Raw genomic sequence first — 16,609 nt, forward strand, 5'->3', positions numbered from 1 at the left:
AAACAGAGCGATGACTTCAAACCAGGCAATGACTCAAAACGTCGGATCGGCGATCGCCTAAGAATCGGTCTTCGCACGTCGGTAGAACGGCAACTTGGTCGCCACCGCGGCAGATCGCTTTCCGCGGATGTCAATTTCGAATTCGGTTTGATCGGCAACCTCAACATCAACCATCGCCATCGCGATCGGCTTGCCAAGAGTCGGAGACGGGCCACCGCTGGTGATCGTACCGACAACCTTACCGTCAGCTCCGATCACGTCACAACCTTCGCGGGCCGGGCGGCGGCCTTCGGGCAACAACCCGACGCGTCGGCGTTTCGGCCCTGCGGTTTTGATCTTGGCGATCGCGTCTCGTCCCAGAAAGTCGCGGTCGTTTAAATTGCACGCGAACGACAAACCGGCACTGATGGGATCGGTCGATTCATTAAGCTCGTGACCGTACAGCGGCATCGCCGCCTCCATCCGCAGCGTGTCACGAGCCCCTAGACCGGCGGGTGCGAACCCGGCGTCACGACCGGCCAACATGATGTTTTCCCAGATCCTATTTGCCTCTTCGGCCCGAACGACCAACTCAAAGCCGTCCTCGCCGGTGTATCCGGTTCGACTGACAATCGCTGGTTTCGAAAATTGATCGGTGATCGTCGCCTGATAGTACTTCAGTCGCGCCGGGTCGAAGGAAAACAGCTTGCGGCAGGTCTCCATCGCGAGCGGCCCCTGAACGGCGATCATCGCCGTCAACTCGGTGCGATCGGTGAAGGTCACGGTGGGAAAATCGTCAAGCTGCTGCTTGATCCACTCCACGATCTTCTGCCGATTGGAAGCGTTGACGACAAGCAAGTAGTAGTACTGATCGCTCGGCGTTTTAAGATGCGATACGAGGACGTCGTCCAGAATCCCGCCGTCTTGATTGCAGACCATTGCGTAACGAACACCGCCGACGGGTAAATCAATCACTCGACGAGTAAGCAAACGATCGAGCAGTTCCGCCGCCCCGTCTCCGTCAAAACGCAGTCGACCCATGTGAGAGACATCGAAAAGCGCCGCCTTGGTACGGCAGGCCTGATGTTCGTCTACGATCGAACCGTACTCAATGGGCATCTCGTAGCCCGCAAACGGCACCATTTTTGCGCCGGCGTCCCGGTGCCATCGATCCAAGGGGGTGTGCGCCAACGATGAAGCTTCGGCTTGACTCATCCAGTCTCTCGCGGACCTATCGGGGTGTGATTCGGTTTCGACGAGCCGGCGCCACTTCGGACCGGCAGCCTTTCACCGATCCGCTTATCGCACCCACACCGCACACCTTACCCGACCTCGGCGGTCGTCTTAAAACGACTCACCCAGTTGAGAAATTGCGTTCTACGCGGGCCAACATGTCAACGATCGGTGCTTGGGCAAACAGGCGTTGCCCAATGTGTTGCCTCAGAGTGTACCGGATATCAAACTCGGTTCCAGTGTCATCGACGGCAAAGGGAAGGAATCTCCCCTCGGATCACCCAAGCGTTCGGATTGCCCCGCCAAACGGCAAACTTCTGACGAACGGCAAACTTCTTCTGTACCGACCGTCGGACGCATTGAGCCCAAACGGCACTGCCGATCAGGCGTCCGGCGACGCGACCGGAAAACTTGCGTAGGCGGCCTCGATGATGTCATTGGTCGCTAAACCGACGTGCCCCGGTACGGCCGGTTCGGTCTGCCGCAGCACCGCGGCAGTAAAGTCGGCGATCAAGGGAGCATGAAAATTTTCATGCGGCGGATGGCATTCCCTCGTTTCCCCCTCCGATGTCACCGCCAGCAGCGACCCTTCATTCAAGTCTTCGATCGTCACTCGTCCATCGGTACCGATAACCTCCAAACGATCCGGCGTATCGACGGTCCCGAAGTAGCACTGCAGAACGCCATGCTGCCCCGCCTTGAACTCCACCAATAGCGTCGCCATATCTTCGGCTTCGTAGTCCGGCGAACGTGCACACATTGCTTTTACGTCAACGACCTCACCAAACAAGTCGAGGAACAAATCCAATCGGTGACTGCCGATGTCCATCAACGGCCCACCACCACCTTGCGAGCGCACCACCCGCCAGTCGTCTTTGGGAAATCGATTCGGATTCCCGGTCGTTGCCAAAATCGAGAGTGGACGCCCTAAGACGCCCGACCGAATCAACTCTTTGACCCGAGCAACCACCGGATAGAACCGCCGATAGTAAGCGACGCCCAACTGCACGCCCGCCTGCTGACACAAATCGACCATCAATTGACACTGGGTCGAGTCCATCGCCATCGGCTTTTCGACGAGGACGTGCTTGCCGGCGGCGGCGGCGCTGGCGGTCTGCGGCGCATGCATTTCTACCGGCGTCGCGATGTACACCGCATCAACGTCCTCTCGAGCAATCAACTCTTCCGCACTGGTGGTCCAGTGCTCGACCCCGTAACGTTCGGCAAACCGAACCAGCTTTTCCTCGTCACGTCGACAGGCGACAAGCAACTGCGAATTCGAATCCCGTATGATCGCGTCGGCCACACGTTTTTCTGCGATGTCACCGCAGCCGATCAAGCCCCAACGAATCACCATGGTCTGCCTTGCTCAAAATAGTCAGCGTACCACCGGCATAAATGCGCGGCGAAGGATCACAAAATAAATCAGTCGACATTATGCGCCATCGACCTCATCTGAACACGTCGGTTGCCAATTGATGCGCGATCCACTTCCTTGCGATCATTGGGTCAGACATTCGCATCGACACATTTTCAGATAAAACACGAGAGCGGTCTTACCTACGGCACGATCACGACGTTACCGATCCTTAAGCAAATAAGCGATCAGATCGGCCATCTTGTCGGGCGTAATGACCTTTTCCAGGCCTTCCGGCATGATCGAAACTCCGCTGTCGCGAATCCACTCGATCTCACTCCGCGGCACTGTGCTTTCAACGGACTCGGCAGCCCGCAAGGTCACACTACTGGAGTTTTCAGCAACGATCATCCCGCTAAAGGTTCGACCGTCTACCGTCAGCACCACATAGTTTCGATACTGCGGATTCACCTCGCGATTTGGGTCCAACACATTGGTCAATATCGATTCTGCGCCGCGTGTCGCCGCGGCCATCAAGCTTGGCCCGACCACGTGTCCCATCGCCCCAACCTGGTGGCACCCGGCACATTGATCGCGAAAGACCACTTCACCTCGTTTGACGCTTCCCGTTTTCGCGAGCACCGAACGGTATTGCTCGATCACCGAATCACGTGAAGTTGAGCGAAACTGGCCGATTACTTTCTCGGCACGCTCTCTGGTCCTATCGTCCTTGCTTTCTGCCAAACGCTGCCACTGGGTGATCGGGAAATCCTCACTATCACAGATGCCTTCATCGATCGCTTCAAAGACAACGCTGACGTGCGTCGGATTCGAAAATAAAACCTCACAGGCCGCATTTCGCAATCGCGGACTCCATTGCCTTAACCGGCTCAAGATCGTTTCCAGCATTGGAATCGACGCCTGCCGGTCGATTGATCGCAATGTCGCCGCTGTCAGCGTCAAAGACTCATCGCCTTGCAAGACCTCCATGGTGGCGAGCGTCAAGCGATCATCCACAATGCCCCCCAGATTTCGAAGCGCCGCGATTCGATCGGCGTCGCTTAACTTGTCACTGGCATATTGATCGATTGCAATTTGAATCGAGCGTTCCCGCAGTCGGTCGAATTGTTCGGCCGTAGCTTCCCGAACCAGTGTTCTCCAATCACCGGTGCGAAACTGCTCGATGACGGGTAACAACGCCGGTTGCCCGCCGATTGAATTGAGACGTTGAACCACCGACTCGATGGCCCGCCTCGCGTTGGTCTTTCGGATGTCCTTCGCGAGGGCGACAAAGATAGCTTGGTTTCGAACAAGGAAGCCATCGCCTACACCGATCCGACCAATCAAATGCTGCATCAATCGATCGGGCTCGCGTCCGGCCGATGACATCACCGCCGTTTGAACCCAACGGTTTTCGATATCGCGGACCAAAATCGATGCGAGCAACATCATCTGTTTTGGCCCCGGAAATTTGGAAAGCGAAAACGCGAGCTGATAACGGACCTCCAGCGAAGGATGGTTCACCAACGACTCGAGCGCCGAAACAACATCCTGATCGCTGACAGAGAACCCTTCGGCCAGTCGAACCGCATGCCGGGTCACTTGCGGATGCTGGTCGGCCAAACGGCTGACGACATCCCCGGCTTTTAATTCGCCAAGGCCATCGAGTGCGTACATCGCGTGCATCCGGCCAAGTGGTGTGCCGTCGCGAAGCAATTGCCGGAGCGAGGGTACGACCGATCGGTCTTGTCTCTCAAAGATCAATCGTGACGCCGTTTCACGATGCCACGCATTCGGATGATTGAGAAGAGCGACCAGTTCGGCACCGCCGGCTTTCGATAGATCGCCGGTTTTACGGTGGCGGTAATCAACGGGAACGATTCGATACAATCGCCCACGGTCCCGACCGGCGGTCAAATCGAGGTGACGCTTGATGTCGGGCGGTAGACTCTTCGGATGCTCGATGACTTCACGATAAACATCGATCACGGTCAACGCCCCGTCGGGACCGCAAGCGAACTGCGCGGGCCGGAACCAATTGTCAGTCGATGCGACAAACTCCTTGCCTTGGTCGATCCGCTGCCCTTGAAATGGCACACCGTTTCCGACCAAGCGTTTGCGGTGAATCAGATTGCTGCCCACGTCGCCGATCACCGCGGTGGCGGATTCCGATTCTGGCCAAGCATCACCGCGATAGATCGTCGCGCCCGTCGCCCCGGTGAAATACCCTGCCGCCCGCCCACCGCCTTCGACCGGCCCGCCGACAACACCGGCGACCCTCAGCTTGGTGCGCAGGATTCGCCATGGCTCGACGGGACTGCGGCGAAAAACCTCTGCTTGTGGTCCATCTGCGGCGATCGATAGCCGTGCTGCCGGTGCCACGAATGATGCCCCTGATCCCAAGTAGCGATCTTCGTACATCACCTGCTGTAGATGGTCGCTGTTGGAGCAAACAAACTTGCGTCCCCAGTCGTCAAAACACATGCCGTGCTGGGCACCACCGCTGGTGCGCGAAAACTGAAACGTTTCGGGATCGAACGCGAGGTCAAAACCGCGAACGGAAACCGCTTCAGATTCGGCCTGATCAGGGCGACGCACCTTGCCCCCAGAAGTTCCTACCGCGACGTGGATTCGATTGTCCAACCCCCAGCGAAATGAGTTCATCAGTCCTTGCACGTTGCTGACCGAAAATCCTGTCAGTACCACCGCTTTCTGATCGGCGACGCCGTCGCCGTCGGTGTCTTTCATGTACCACAAATTCGGTGCGTCGCCGACAAACAGGCCGCCACGATACGGCAGAATCGCGGTCGGCCAAAGCAACCCATCGGCATACACCGTGCTGTGATCGTAGACACCGTCGTCGTCTTCATCGATCAAACGAGAAATTCGCGATAGGCCATCATCACGGTCTTCACTGTAGCCTCGCATCTCGCAAACGAACAGCTCGCCCGTCGCGGACCACTCCGCCGCGACCGGACTGTTGACCAGCGGTTCGCTGGCAATCAATTCGACGCGGTATCCGTCGACTACGGCAAGCTTCTCAAGACTCCCTACCGGAGACGTCGCTTCGATTCGCGGCAAACTCCCCGAATAGTCTTCGGCACTTGCGGGCACGCTCGGCACCGCCCCGACCAACGTCAGTTCGACCACGATCGTCCAAAGCAGCGTTGATGAAATGCCAGAAAGCAAGGCAATGGGAAATCCACCGAAATCGCACGAAAGAAACCTCCTCGTCCCCGCGTTCGCCTTCACGATCGCAAGTTGATTGTGCACGCTCCTCATCGCTGGTCTCCCGCAGTCTCGGCACTTGCAGTCTCGGCACTCGTCGTTTGGGTAGCCTCCGCGCCGGCCGATCCGACTTCCAGCAATTCGCCGATCGCATCGATCAGCAAAGGCTCGACACTGGATGCGACACGCGACGCACGCTGACTGGTTTCATACCCGCCTTGTCCGTATGCGATTTCCGTGCCGATATACCCGGGGCCGTAATCCCCGTAGGCCGCCATCGCCACATGCAAGTCTTCCCGCATCGCCTTGGCGGCAAGCTGATACTCGACAAACAACTCGCCGGGAAGGTGCAAGACGCGAACATCTCCGACGGCCAAACATCCGATATCGATTTGATGCCCCGATTGACAACGTAGCAACCAAGCCAAGTCGGCCGGAACGGTCTCGATCACCGAAGGTGCGGGCTGTTGCAATGCGTCGCGCAGTTTCTGTTCATCCAGGTGCGGAGCGGCAGGCAAAGCCAAAGAGACGACCGACCAACGCACATCGTCCGCTTCAACCGGGAAACGTTCGACCGATTCATACGCCTGCCGCATCGCGTCGGCAACTCGCCCAGCCAAGACCAATCGATTCGAGCTGGAACCGTCGTTGTACTTGCCGGCACCGATATTACCGCCGGCGCCGTTGAAGTGCACATGCATCACTTCGGGAGAATCCTGTGCCCGCAAGATCCGTGCGATCCCGGGAAAATCAGGGCTGGGAATTCCGGTTCGGTAATAACTTTGCGGGTGGCAAGCGTAGTACGTCAGCGAAACGAGCGGATCCTTCTCGTGATAAAACACAACACAGCTCAATTCCGGATCAATCGTGCCTTCCGGTTCCGCCCGCATTTCGGGATCACGGCACGCTGTGTAACGAGTCGCGTAAACGTTGCCATCGGGACCAAGCAATCGACGGTTGCTCGCGACCTTTTTCACTTCAGAAGCCCCGAAACCCACGTGGGTCACCGGATGTGAAACCTGCAATGATTGTCGAACGCTTTCGGAAAGGCGGTCGAGCACCTCGCGTTGATGGGCACTTTGAAATGAACCCAGTTCGGTCGCCCCCGCATGATGTAGCAACTGCTCGGCGGTAAAATCACAACGTGGCGCGTCGTGCTGGTGAAGCGTGTGAACACTGACGTGCGAGACATCCGTCCCGGCAGCTTCGGCCAACCGCCGGCGAAACTCATCGTGGGCGGCGTTAGCGATTCCGATCCAGTCGACGGCGCACAGCACGATCGTTTTGTCCGTCCCAGTCAACACGATGCCGCGACAACGCAGCCCCAATTCGTCATGCTTCTTGACCGGATCATAGGCCATCATCGACCCGATCGGTGGCGTGACATCAAGATCGAACATCGACAGTTTCAAAGCCACCGGCGCGTCGGAACTTGCCGACGCCTGTTCATCTGCCGTTTGTGCGGCGACCTCCGCCGATCCGAGCAAAAGCGTCGGTGCGATCGCGATCAAGGCCAGGACAATCCGTCCCCATCCCCGCCAATGGTTCCTTCGCTCGCAAACTCTTGAAATCTGGAGTGTTGTTCTGCAATAAAGTTGTTTGACCATTTCCATCTTTCCCGCCGTAATCAGTTAGAATCGACCTTATCATAGCGTGAATGCTCCCACCCGATCGCTCCCACCCCCAAGGCAATGTGATGAAACCGAACCCACGCTTGGATCGCCGGACCTTTTTGCAAGGTGCATCTGCCGTCGCCGCCGCAACCACCGCGGCCCCGATGATCAGCCCTCTATCGGAATCACTTTCCGCCGCGGAAAGTGCGACGACCTCAGCCGAGTCACTTGTCGGTCGACTGTATTCGACCTTGTCCCAGCAACAGCGCAACGATGTCTGCTTTGATTGGAACCACCAAGACCCCAAACGTGGTTTGTTGCGAACCTTCGTGGCGAACAACTGGAATGTGACGCGTCACGAAATCGTCGATGACTTTTACAGTGACGAACAGCGCGAGTTGATCACCCAGATTTTCGAATCGATCGTTCATCCGAACTGGCATGAACGGTACTACCGACAACTCGAAGACGACGCGGGCGGTTTCGGCGTCGAACAATCGATCGCGATTTTCGGAAAACCCAACGAAGGCAAGTTCGAGTTAGTCCTGACTGGTCGTCACATGACCCTGCGTTGCGATGGCAACTCGGCCGACCACGTCGCCTTCGGTGGACCAATCTTCTATGGCCATGCCCCCGTTGACAGCGAAGACCCTAAACACACCGATAACGTGTTCTGGAGCCAAGCCGTTGCCGCCAACGATCTTTACAAGATGCTCGACGGAAAACAGCAGCAGGAAGCGTTACTCCGGCGTACGCCGCGTGAGCAATCAGTCGCGTTTCGCGGCAAACAAACGATCCCAGGACTTCCGGTCACGGAGATGTCATCGGACCAAAAGGAACACCTGCAAAAAACACTTGGCCTGCTTGTCGAGATGTACCGCGAAAGTGATCAGCAAGAAGCCCTCAATTGTTTGAAAACTCAAGGCGGACTGGATGCCTGCTCGCTAGCCTTCTACCAAGATTCCGACATCGGCAACGACGGAGTTTGGGACAATTGGCGACTGGAAGGCCCCTCATTTGTCTGGCACTACCGGGGCAAACCTCACGTTCACGTCTGGGTCAACGTCGCCGACGATGCCAGTGTCAAACTAAACGCCTAGTGCATCGTCAACATCTGAAATCAGGATTAGCCGACTGGCGTTAGCCACGGTTTCGCAATCACCGGAGCTAGCGCCCGCCGGCTGATGAGCCGAACCCAAACATTGGATCTAGACGGTGCACTCGCCGGTCTGTCGATGATCGTCTCCTTTCTTCATAACCTCACCCTACACAACTTCACTCCACGCTGCCATGAAATCAATCCTCACCTCGTTGGCCTTGACACTCGCCCTTTGCCTCAACGCCTCTGCCGTTGAGGTCGGCGATAAAGCCCCGTCGTTTAAAGCGAAAGATGACTCCGGAGAACTTTGGAAATCGTCCGAACATGTCGGCAAGAAAATCCTGGTGGTCTACTTCTATCCTGCCGACATGACCGGCGGCTGCACCAAGCAAGCTTGCGGCTACCGTGACAAGATGAAGGACTTTTCCGACGCCGGTGTCGAGGTGATCGGGGTGAGTGGTGACACGGTCGAAAACCACAAAATTTTCAAAGACGTTCATGATTTAAATTTCACTTTGTTGGCCGACACCGATGGCAGTGTCGCCAAAGCGTTCGGCGTCCCGGTCAGCCTTGGCGATAAAGCCGTCACCAAACTGATCAACAACATCGAGAAAGAGCTGGTCCGGAAAGCGACAGCCAAACGATGGACCTTCGTCATCGATCTGGAAGGCAACATCGCTTACAAGGACTCGCAAGTCAAAGCGGCTCAGGATCCCGAAAAGATCGCCGCCGTCATCGCGAAGCTAAAATAGAGACGGTCGACGCAGGCACGATCGGGACCGAAGTCGATTTGTCCATAGGATTTGTTCAGCGAATGGACACACACAATTCGGAGAATCAAGCGACACGGTCGCCGAGCTAGACGAACAACCGCGGTTGGCTTGCCTGCCCCCGCGGTGCTGGCGGTCGATCGATAGTGTAGCGACGGAGGACCGCGCCGGCTAAGGCGATCCCGCTGATAAACGCCGACTCTAGCCTGCGTCCGCGACACCAATCACCGCATGCCCCCAGGCCTGTCGTAAAGTCAAACAAACAATCGACGTCCAAGGGCTCGGTGGTTTCGCTGTTCTCCCAAAAGTGCGTCGACACGCGCCAAGACGTTTCATACGACCTGCCGATCGCTTCCGCAAATGCCTTCCCAAGATGATCGGCAACCCGTTCAGGCGAATCCTTGGCATGCTCGAGCGACCAATCCGCCGACGCATGGGCCACCCAATGCCCGCCGCTTTTCCGCCCTGGTTTTCCATCGCTCGACGCAATCCATGACAGCGGCCCCGAACGCACAAACGCCGCGTCAAAAGAAAGATCGACCAAGCGATCGTTCGTCAACATCGCGGCCCAACAAGGACGCATCTTCACGCGACGAATCTTCCGCCCCAGTGATGTCAAACCGCCGATTAAATCAAATGTTTCCGGTGCCGGGCAATTACTCAGCACAAGATCGAACGGCCCGTTTTGTTCGCCGTCAGCAAACCGTAAACGCCATCGTTCACCTTCCGCTTCGACGGCGATGACTTGCTTGGCGAACGTGACCGGCAGGTCTTTGGCCAAATGAATCGCCATCGCGTTCATCGACGGAACACCGACGTAGCGTGGCCGGTCGTGTGACTCGTCCAAAAGCCTGCCGTTCCCATCGATGGAAACGATCTTCCCTAGCCACGATTGAACGATGCCGTCTTGGACCCATCCGTTGACGTAGCGACAAAACGTCGAATGCCTAGCCGTAAAGTACTGTGCCCCCAGATCAAACGTTACGTCGCGATCGCCTTGACCGGACGGCATGTGCAAGGCTGCGGTGCGTCCCCCGACTTGCTCACGACGCTCAAAGACCGAAACGTTGATGCCGTGATCACTCAACACTCTCGCCGCGATCAATCCGCCGATGCCGGCACCAATGATCGCCACGTTCGGCAATCGTGCCGCGATTGGGCGATCGACTTTCATTCGATAGCGATCCAAGTTAAGCCGCTTGGCGTGTGTTTTTAATTCACGCGTACGGACCTTTCCAAAAATCGGTTGCTCGGGGGAAAATGGCCGATCGAATTGACCGAAGCACCACAATACTCCACCGTAAGACGACGGGTTTCGACCATCGAGTGCGTAGCGATGGTTTAAATCCAACGCCAGCTGCAACGCCCGCTCGGGGCAAAGCGTCCAGTTTAAGAACGCCTTTCCCCAAGTCATTCTCACGTTGTTGTGAAGTTCGCCGTGCTTGAGCAGACTACGTTGAGCAGAGTCCCAAAGCGGATGCCCCGACCGACCGCGGGCGAGCGACTCCCAACTACAATCTTTTTCACGTGGATCATCGCGGTGATCACGCAAGCACTCTTTGGCCCACGTGGGGACGGCATCAAGCGAATCGATGTCGTCGGGATGATGAAAACAGAAATGGAACGCCAGTTCACGCCATGTCAGCAGCTCATCAAGATACTTCGTTGCGTTTAAAGCATCCGCTTCACGCGCGATCCGAAATGGACTGACCATACCGTAGTGTAGGTACGCACTCATCCGACTTGCGCCACTAGCCGCTAACGGATCATTCCGCGTCGCTTCGTAATCTGCTAAGCCATTCTTTTTAAACGCTTCCCACCGTGCGTATCCTGCCTTCGAACCGCCAGGCGTTTCCGCGACCGGGGCGACGGAATGATCGACTCGACAACAACCGATCAAGGACGCCAGATCGGCATCCTGCAGTGACAGCGGATGCAAGTCGAAGCGACGCTTTAAGTCATCCAGGTCACACATCGCGACATCAATCGGCTGTTCCACGTAAGACGTCTGCAAGGCATGGTCATGGATGTCTTGGACCGCCTCACGGAACTGAAACGCACGGGTGAATGGTCGCCCGACGGCGGTCACGGGAGCCAAACACGCACAATCCACCGTCGCGACCGGCGTCTGACAAGTTGCGACGAGTCGTTCCATCCAACCGACGATGGGCTGGACCGGCATCTCCTCGGTCACTAATACCGCCGCACTTCGCGCAAGATTTCGCAGATATGGACCGCGCTGGCCGCAACGCTGCAAGTGGAACGCGGCCACGATCCCGCGATCTTCTAGTTCACGCTGAACATCACGATGCCCCTGTAACATGAACGCGTGATGACGATCCGAAGCATACGGATACTGTTCGCTCAAGCCATGGTAGACCAACAGTGGCAAACCGTTTTGACGCGCAAAACAAATCGCTGCGTCCAAAGCCGGATTCTCATGCGCACGTAGCGCATTGTGCATCCAGTACAAAACAAACTGGCCGGGACCGCCGGCAGCTTCCTCTGGTGTCTGCACCCATCGAATTCGTTGTCGTAGATTATCGGGAAGAGAAATATCCACACTCGGTCACTCGATCCGCGTAAAACAGCCACGTGAAGGATCGTAGCTACCTGACAATCCACCACCATTTGGGTGATTCGAGCACGAAAGGCTCACCGCGAAATGGTGCCAACAAAGAACATGGCGCAAACAGAAAACACTGATCATCGTCGAATCAGGCACCGTGCCAAGAGGCCGGGAGGCGGGCGCAGTGGGATCGGCTCAAGATGCTCAAGCCCAGTGTGTCTCATACACGCGCTGGCCGCCTGACGTCCGCTGATAACAGCCCCTTCCATGGTCGACGGCCAACCGGTTTGCACCCAATCGCCGGCCAGGTACAGCCAATTCAACCCCGTCATCGCCCCAGGCCGCTCCGACTCCACTTCCGGTTGAATCGAAAAGACACTCTCAGGATCGGTCACCAACCGAGAGCGAACCAGTCGTGCCGACTCTGCTGCCGGAAAAAACTGCTTCAGTTCGTCGAGCACCGTGTGTAAAAACGACTGCTTTCCCTCGACCAATGCCCCCGCCGAAGCACTCACGATGACTTGGTAGTAATGCTGGCAATCCGATTCAATCGCTGCCCCGTGCCCGTCCCCGACTTGATCACCCCCGCTCGATGGACCGCCCCCCTCGGCTTCACCGATTACCGCTGCCTCGCCGATCGAAATGGGATTCCGAAAGATCCACTGAGAAACCGTTCCCACTAGCACCGCTTGATCCATCGTCGTGATCGGGCGATCGAACCAAAGATGCACGCCCGTGATCGGTGAACTTGGAAACGAATCAATCCTCTCCAGATGAGGGAGAGGTGTTCGATCCGCCGCGTCCCAGTGCTGAAACAATCGCCGCAGGCCAAACCAAGGCACAGCGCAGATGACGGCTGATGGCTCAATCCGTTGCTCATCATCCTCGTTACTTTGAACCAAAAGCGATCGATCGGGATTGATATGACGGACCCTGCAACCCTGCCGAATCGTTACTCCACGTCGCCGCAACTGATCAGCCAAACGTCGCCCGAATAGATCAGCGAGCGGCAACGTTGGCACCAATACATCGCTCGCCCCACGTGTCGCGGCAAAGCCATCGATCAGGACCTTCCGCGCCGCCACCATCGAAACGCGACTGGAAAGCTCGCCCAAGGCACTTACCAGGATCACATCCCAAAACTCAGCGATCGTTCGATCTGATTGTCCGATTTGCCGCAACCATTGATCGGCGACCGTGTTTTGCAACGACTCGCTCGGTGTCCTCATTAAAACCAACAGCCCACGCTTGACCTCCGATCGCTGCGACGAAGAAAGAAAACGCAAGCCGTCGATGGTCGAGAGCAAATGCAGCGGTGCGGGCAACCACCGATTCGCGGCAAACCGACTGGGCGGATGATCGGGATGCAGAAACGTCAACTCTTGCAGACGACGAAAATGCGATAGCAACGAACACTGCCGCATCAAATCGACAAAGTTGCTGCAACATCCCATCGCAACGTGTTGACAATAATCCACCTCGCCTGTCGCATCACGAAAGGAGCCTGCCCGTCCGCCGAGCCGGCGTTTCGATTCGAAGATCACCACGGGAGTTCCGGGCGAATGACGTGTGATCCATTCCGCCGCAGCCATGCCCGCCAAACCGCCTCCGACGATCGCGATCGGGTCGGCGCTCACGAACGAACCTCTTCGACTTCGTGCGGTGGCAAGGGCAATCGACGAAACAATGGCGGGATAAAATGCTGCGAGACGAGCCCCCATCGTTCTCTCGTCGACAATCGCACCCGGCGTGTCACGACCGCGCGGGGATCTTGAGCGATTCGGTCAAGCAAGCGTCTGTAAGTCCGCCACATCATCGAAAACATCGGCCGCCCGTCGGGGCCAAGAGAATCCCAGACGCCCCACCCACTGGCATAGAGCACCTTTGCTCGTCGGATTTCGTCTTCGACCAGACAGGCGAGACGATCATCGGCACGCGGGTGCAGCAAGTCATCTTCGCCGAGTCCATGCTGGGCGAAGTGCTGACGCGGCAGATAAATACGACCGCGTCTCGCGTCCTCAGAGATATCGCGCAAGATGTTGGTGAGCTGGAATGCCAAGCCGCAATCGATCGCTGCTTGTGATGGTAGCGGTTCCTCAAATTCCCAAATGTGTAAACAAGCCAACCCGACTGCCGACGCGACTAAATAGCAGTAGTGCTCGAGTTGCTCGTAGGTATCGAAACGTGTCTTTTGCTGATCGGCGAGTACACCGTCGATGATCTCCAACAAGTAACGTGAAGGGATCTTAAACTGATGGACGGTGTCGTGCAGTGCCGGGAAAATTTGCTGTGCTTTGGTGACCAGATCGATCGGCCAATCCGACGTGTCGGTCGGCAAACCAGAGGCCAGCAAGACGCCTTTTTTCGCCTGGTCGGTGATCAGATTAAGCGCCGTCGTCCGTCGCCACCAATCAAGCCATCGGGTGCGAAGCGCCGCCGGTTCGTTGCAATCCCCGATGTCATCGGTCACGCGGGCAAACGCGTAGAGCGCGCACATCGCATTGCGTTTCCTGCGGGGCAACAACCAAAACGAGCGGTAGAAACTGCTCCCGCTCTGCCGTGCGATGCGGCGAACATCTTGATAGCTGCGATTGATCTGTCGCGTGGATTGCATCGGTGCAATTAAACTTACGAAAGCCTTCCTAACAACGCCGCCAAAATCAATTTCCCCTGAGTCAATTTGCTGACTTTTGGACGCTTCCGAAGCACATCAAAATCGACTCGGCGGATCGCGGCTAACGTTTCCATTCCGCCGTGTGCAAACAGCTTGATGTCGGCGGACAACCAATCGGGAACTTTCTCGGCAAGCACAATGCCGCGTTGGAAATATCCATCGGTCATCTTACAGAGGTCGGCAAGCAGGCGGCGAACGGGCTCCGAAGTCGCACCGGCCGATAGCATGTCGCGGGTCACTCCGTATCGCTGCCGCCATTGGTCGGGTAGATACACCCGGCCGATCGCATAATCTCGACCGACATCCTGCCAAAAATTCGCGAGCTGCAATCCGGTGCAAATCTGATCGGACAAACGAATCTGCTCGGCGTCGGTGACGCCGGCCAACTTTAACACAAGCCTGCCAACCGGGTTTGCCGAGCGGGAGCAATAATCGAGCAATTGGTCGAGAGTTTCGTACTCCAGCACCTCCTGATCTTGCCGAAACGCGGAAAGCAGGTCAAAAAACGGCTTTCGGTCCATCGCGAACGTTGCGATGGTATGGTGCAGTGCGGGAAACATACCCTCGGTGCGTGGTTTCCCGGCGAACACGTCTTCCAAATCCGCGGCAATTCGATCCAATCCTTCACGTGCCAACCGGCGGTCGCCCGATTCGTCAGCGATGTCATCGGCAGTGCGGCAAAACGTATAAATATTGTAGAACGGTTGGCGCAAGCGACGAGGAAGTAGAATTGATGCGACGAGAAAGTTTTCGTAGTGGCTTCGTGCCAGACGTCGACAGTACCGCTCGCTATGACGCAGAATAAGTCTAGAACTCCCGACCAAAACCTCCGAATCAACCGTACCGTGACTGCTGTTTTTGGTGTGACACCCGCCTTCGGTGTCGCCCGCAGATCCCGCAACTGGCTCACTCATTGGCGTGGTGCCGACCGTGGGAGGAGAAAACGCGAGCCCCTGGACTTGCCGTCCGGGTTGTTTGGATTCGAGTTTGCGATCGGCGTGCATTCGGACAAGATTTGAGAAACAGGTTTGAACCAATGAAAATCGTACTGGCGGCCCCACGTGGATTTTGTGCCGGAGTCAACATGGCGGTCGATTCGCTCGAATTGACTTTGAAACATTTTGGCGCACCGGTCTACGTGTACCACGAGATCGTTCACAACCAGTATGTCGTCGAAATGTTCAAGTCTAAAGGCGCCGTCTTTGTCGATTCAATCGACGAGGTCCCTCGGGATAGCGTCGTCATGTTTTCTGCTCACGGCGTCTCACCGGAAATCCGCAGCGCAGCCAAAGCTAGAAATCTGACCGCCCTCGATGCGACCTGTCCGTTGGTCACCAAAGTTCACTTGGAAGCGATCAGATACGCCAAAGGCGGCTACACCATCTTTCTGATCGGACACGAAGGCCATGACGAAGTGATCGGAACGCTTGGCGAGGCCCCCGACGCAATCATTCTGGTCGAAGACGAAGACGACGTGGACAAACTGACGGTCACCGATGAATCGAAACTCGCGCTGCTGACCCAAACGACGCTAAGTGTGGACGATGCCAACCGCATCATTACGAAATTGCGTGCCCGATTCCCGAGTATCGAAAGCCCACCGAAAGGCGACATTTGTTACGCCACGCAAAACCGACAGGACGCCGTCAAAACCCTTTCCGATGATGCCGATGTGGTAGTCGTGCTGGGCAGTCAAAACAGCAGCAACAGCGCGCGGCTAAAGGAACTCGCCGAGGAACGCGGACGCCGCGCCTTCCTGATCGATGGGCCCCAAGACTTAAGCATCGACGATTTTTCGGCAAATGACGTCGTACTGATTACTGCCGGAGCAAGCGCCCCCGAGTCGGTGGTACAAGAGACAATTGAATGGCTAAAAGCTCAATTCGATGCCTCAGTCGAACTCGCCACTGTCCGCGAGGAGTCGGTGCATTTTCCACTTCCCAAACCGCTCCGCGCGATCGCCAAAGAAGCCGCGAAGGTCGCCGAGTGACGATCTGATCGGGTTCAATGCATCGGTCCGGATTGTCTCCGAAGCGAGCGCTTCGTTCCATCTGACAATACGGGTTCGGCTCATCAGCCGACGGGCC

At 56.7% G+C, this 16,609-nt stretch carries 11 protein-coding genes; 3 read left to right on the plus strand and 8 right to left on the minus strand.

Features of this window, described 5'->3' with window-relative positions; translation table 11 throughout:
• Positions 1–57: 57 nt before the first annotated feature.
• From gcvT to FYC48_RS17550, 4 genes are all read right to left on the minus strand, one after another.
• On the minus strand, positions 58–1,194 hold the full coding sequence (gcvT, locus tag FYC48_RS17535; RefSeq protein WP_149498021.1) for a glycine cleavage system aminomethyltransferase GcvT: 1,137 nt from the start codon (positions 1,192–1,194) through the stop codon (positions 58–60).
• Positions 1,195–1,594: 400 nt separating this feature from the next.
• A complete protein-coding gene (locus FYC48_RS17540; protein ID WP_149498022.1) occupies positions 1,595–2,569 on the minus strand; it encodes a Gfo/Idh/MocA family protein in 975 nt (324 codons plus the stop codon).
• A 222-nt stretch (positions 2,570–2,791) separates the two neighbouring features.
• Positions 2,792–5,842: a PVC-type heme-binding CxxCH protein gene (locus tag FYC48_RS17545; RefSeq protein WP_235034304.1), complete on the minus strand. Its 3,051-nt coding sequence runs from the start codon at positions 5,840–5,842 to the stop codon at positions 2,792–2,794.
• 5 nt (positions 5,843–5,847) lie between these two features.
• Positions 5,848–7,404 carry a hypothetical protein gene (locus FYC48_RS17550; protein ID WP_235034305.1) on the minus strand — a complete coding sequence of 519 codons (1,557 nt, stop codon included), beginning with the start codon at positions 7,402–7,404 and terminating at the stop codon, positions 5,848–5,850.
• 89 nt (positions 7,405–7,493) lie between these two features.
• On the opposite strand from FYC48_RS17550, the gene FYC48_RS17555 reads away from it, so the two are divergent.
• On the plus strand, positions 7,494–8,510 hold the full coding sequence (locus FYC48_RS17555; protein ID WP_149498024.1) for a DUF3500 domain-containing protein: 1,017 nt from the start codon (positions 7,494–7,496) through the stop codon (positions 8,508–8,510).
• A gap of 190 nt (positions 8,511–8,700) precedes the next feature.
• Positions 8,701–9,261, plus strand: a complete 561-nt coding sequence (locus FYC48_RS17560; RefSeq protein WP_149498025.1) for a peroxiredoxin — start codon at positions 8,701–8,703, stop codon at positions 9,259–9,261.
• A 106-nt stretch (positions 9,262–9,367) separates the two neighbouring features.
• On the opposite strand, the gene FYC48_RS17565 is transcribed toward FYC48_RS17560, so the two are convergent.
• From FYC48_RS17565 to hpnC, 4 genes are all read right to left on the minus strand, one after another.
• A complete protein-coding gene (locus FYC48_RS17565) occupies positions 9,368–11,797 on the minus strand; it encodes an FAD-dependent oxidoreductase (RefSeq protein WP_235034306.1) in 2,430 nt (809 codons plus the stop codon).
• A 188-nt stretch (positions 11,798–11,985) separates the two neighbouring features.
• On the minus strand, positions 11,986–13,485 hold the full coding sequence (gene hpnE / locus FYC48_RS17570; RefSeq protein ID WP_160149594.1) for a hydroxysqualene dehydroxylase HpnE: 1,500 nt from the start codon (positions 13,483–13,485) through the stop codon (positions 11,986–11,988).
• Complete coding sequence (locus FYC48_RS17575; protein WP_149498027.1) at positions 13,482–14,462, minus strand: phytoene/squalene synthase family protein; 981 nt, start codon at positions 14,460–14,462, stop codon at positions 13,482–13,484. The genes hpnE and FYC48_RS17575 overlap by 4 nt, the downstream gene beginning before the upstream one ends.
• A gap of 14 nt (positions 14,463–14,476) precedes the next feature.
• A complete protein-coding gene (gene hpnC / locus FYC48_RS17580; protein WP_230627819.1) occupies positions 14,477–15,526 on the minus strand; it encodes a squalene synthase HpnC in 1,050 nt (349 codons plus the stop codon).
• A 32-nt stretch (positions 15,527–15,558) separates the two neighbouring features.
• Between hpnC and ispH the strand changes: the two genes are divergently transcribed.
• On the plus strand, positions 15,559–16,512 hold the full coding sequence (ispH, locus tag FYC48_RS17585; protein ID WP_149498028.1) for a 4-hydroxy-3-methylbut-2-enyl diphosphate reductase: 954 nt from the start codon (positions 15,559–15,561) through the stop codon (positions 16,510–16,512).
• Positions 16,513–16,609 lie beyond the last annotated feature (97 nt).

Origin of the sequence: Roseiconus lacunae, assembly GCF_008312935.1 — a bacterium.
GTDB classification, from domain to species: domain Bacteria; phylum Planctomycetota; class Planctomycetia; order Pirellulales; family Pirellulaceae; genus Stieleria; species Stieleria lacunae.

Bases quoted from the DNA above. Each gene is read 5' to 3' on its own strand.
- hpnC (WP_230627819.1), bottom strand. From the start codon at position 15,526: ATGCACGCCGATCGCAAACTCGAATCCAAACAACCCGGACGGCAAGTC.
- FYC48_RS17540 (WP_149498022.1), bottom strand. From the start codon at position 2,569: ATGGTGATTCGTTGGGGCTTGATCGGCTGCGGTGACATCGCAGAAAAA.
- FYC48_RS17555 (WP_149498024.1), top strand. From the start codon at position 7,494: ATGAAACCGAACCCACGCTTGGATCGCCGGACCTTTTTGCAAGGTGCA.
- FYC48_RS17575 (WP_149498027.1), bottom strand. From the start codon at position 14,462: ATGCAATCCACGCGACAGATCAATCGCAGCTATCAAGATGTTCGCCGC.
- FYC48_RS17550 (WP_235034305.1), bottom strand. From the start codon at position 7,404: ATGGTCAAACAACTTTATTGCAGAACAACACTCCAGATTTCAAGAGTT.
- ispH (WP_149498028.1), top strand. From the start codon at position 15,559: ATGAAAATCGTACTGGCGGCCCCACGTGGATTTTGTGCCGGAGTCAAC.
- gcvT (WP_149498021.1), bottom strand. From the start codon at position 1,194: ATGAGTCAAGCCGAAGCTTCATCGTTGGCGCACACCCCCTTGGATCGA.
- FYC48_RS17560 (WP_149498025.1), top strand. From the start codon at position 8,701: ATGAAATCAATCCTCACCTCGTTGGCCTTGACACTCGCCCTTTGCCTC.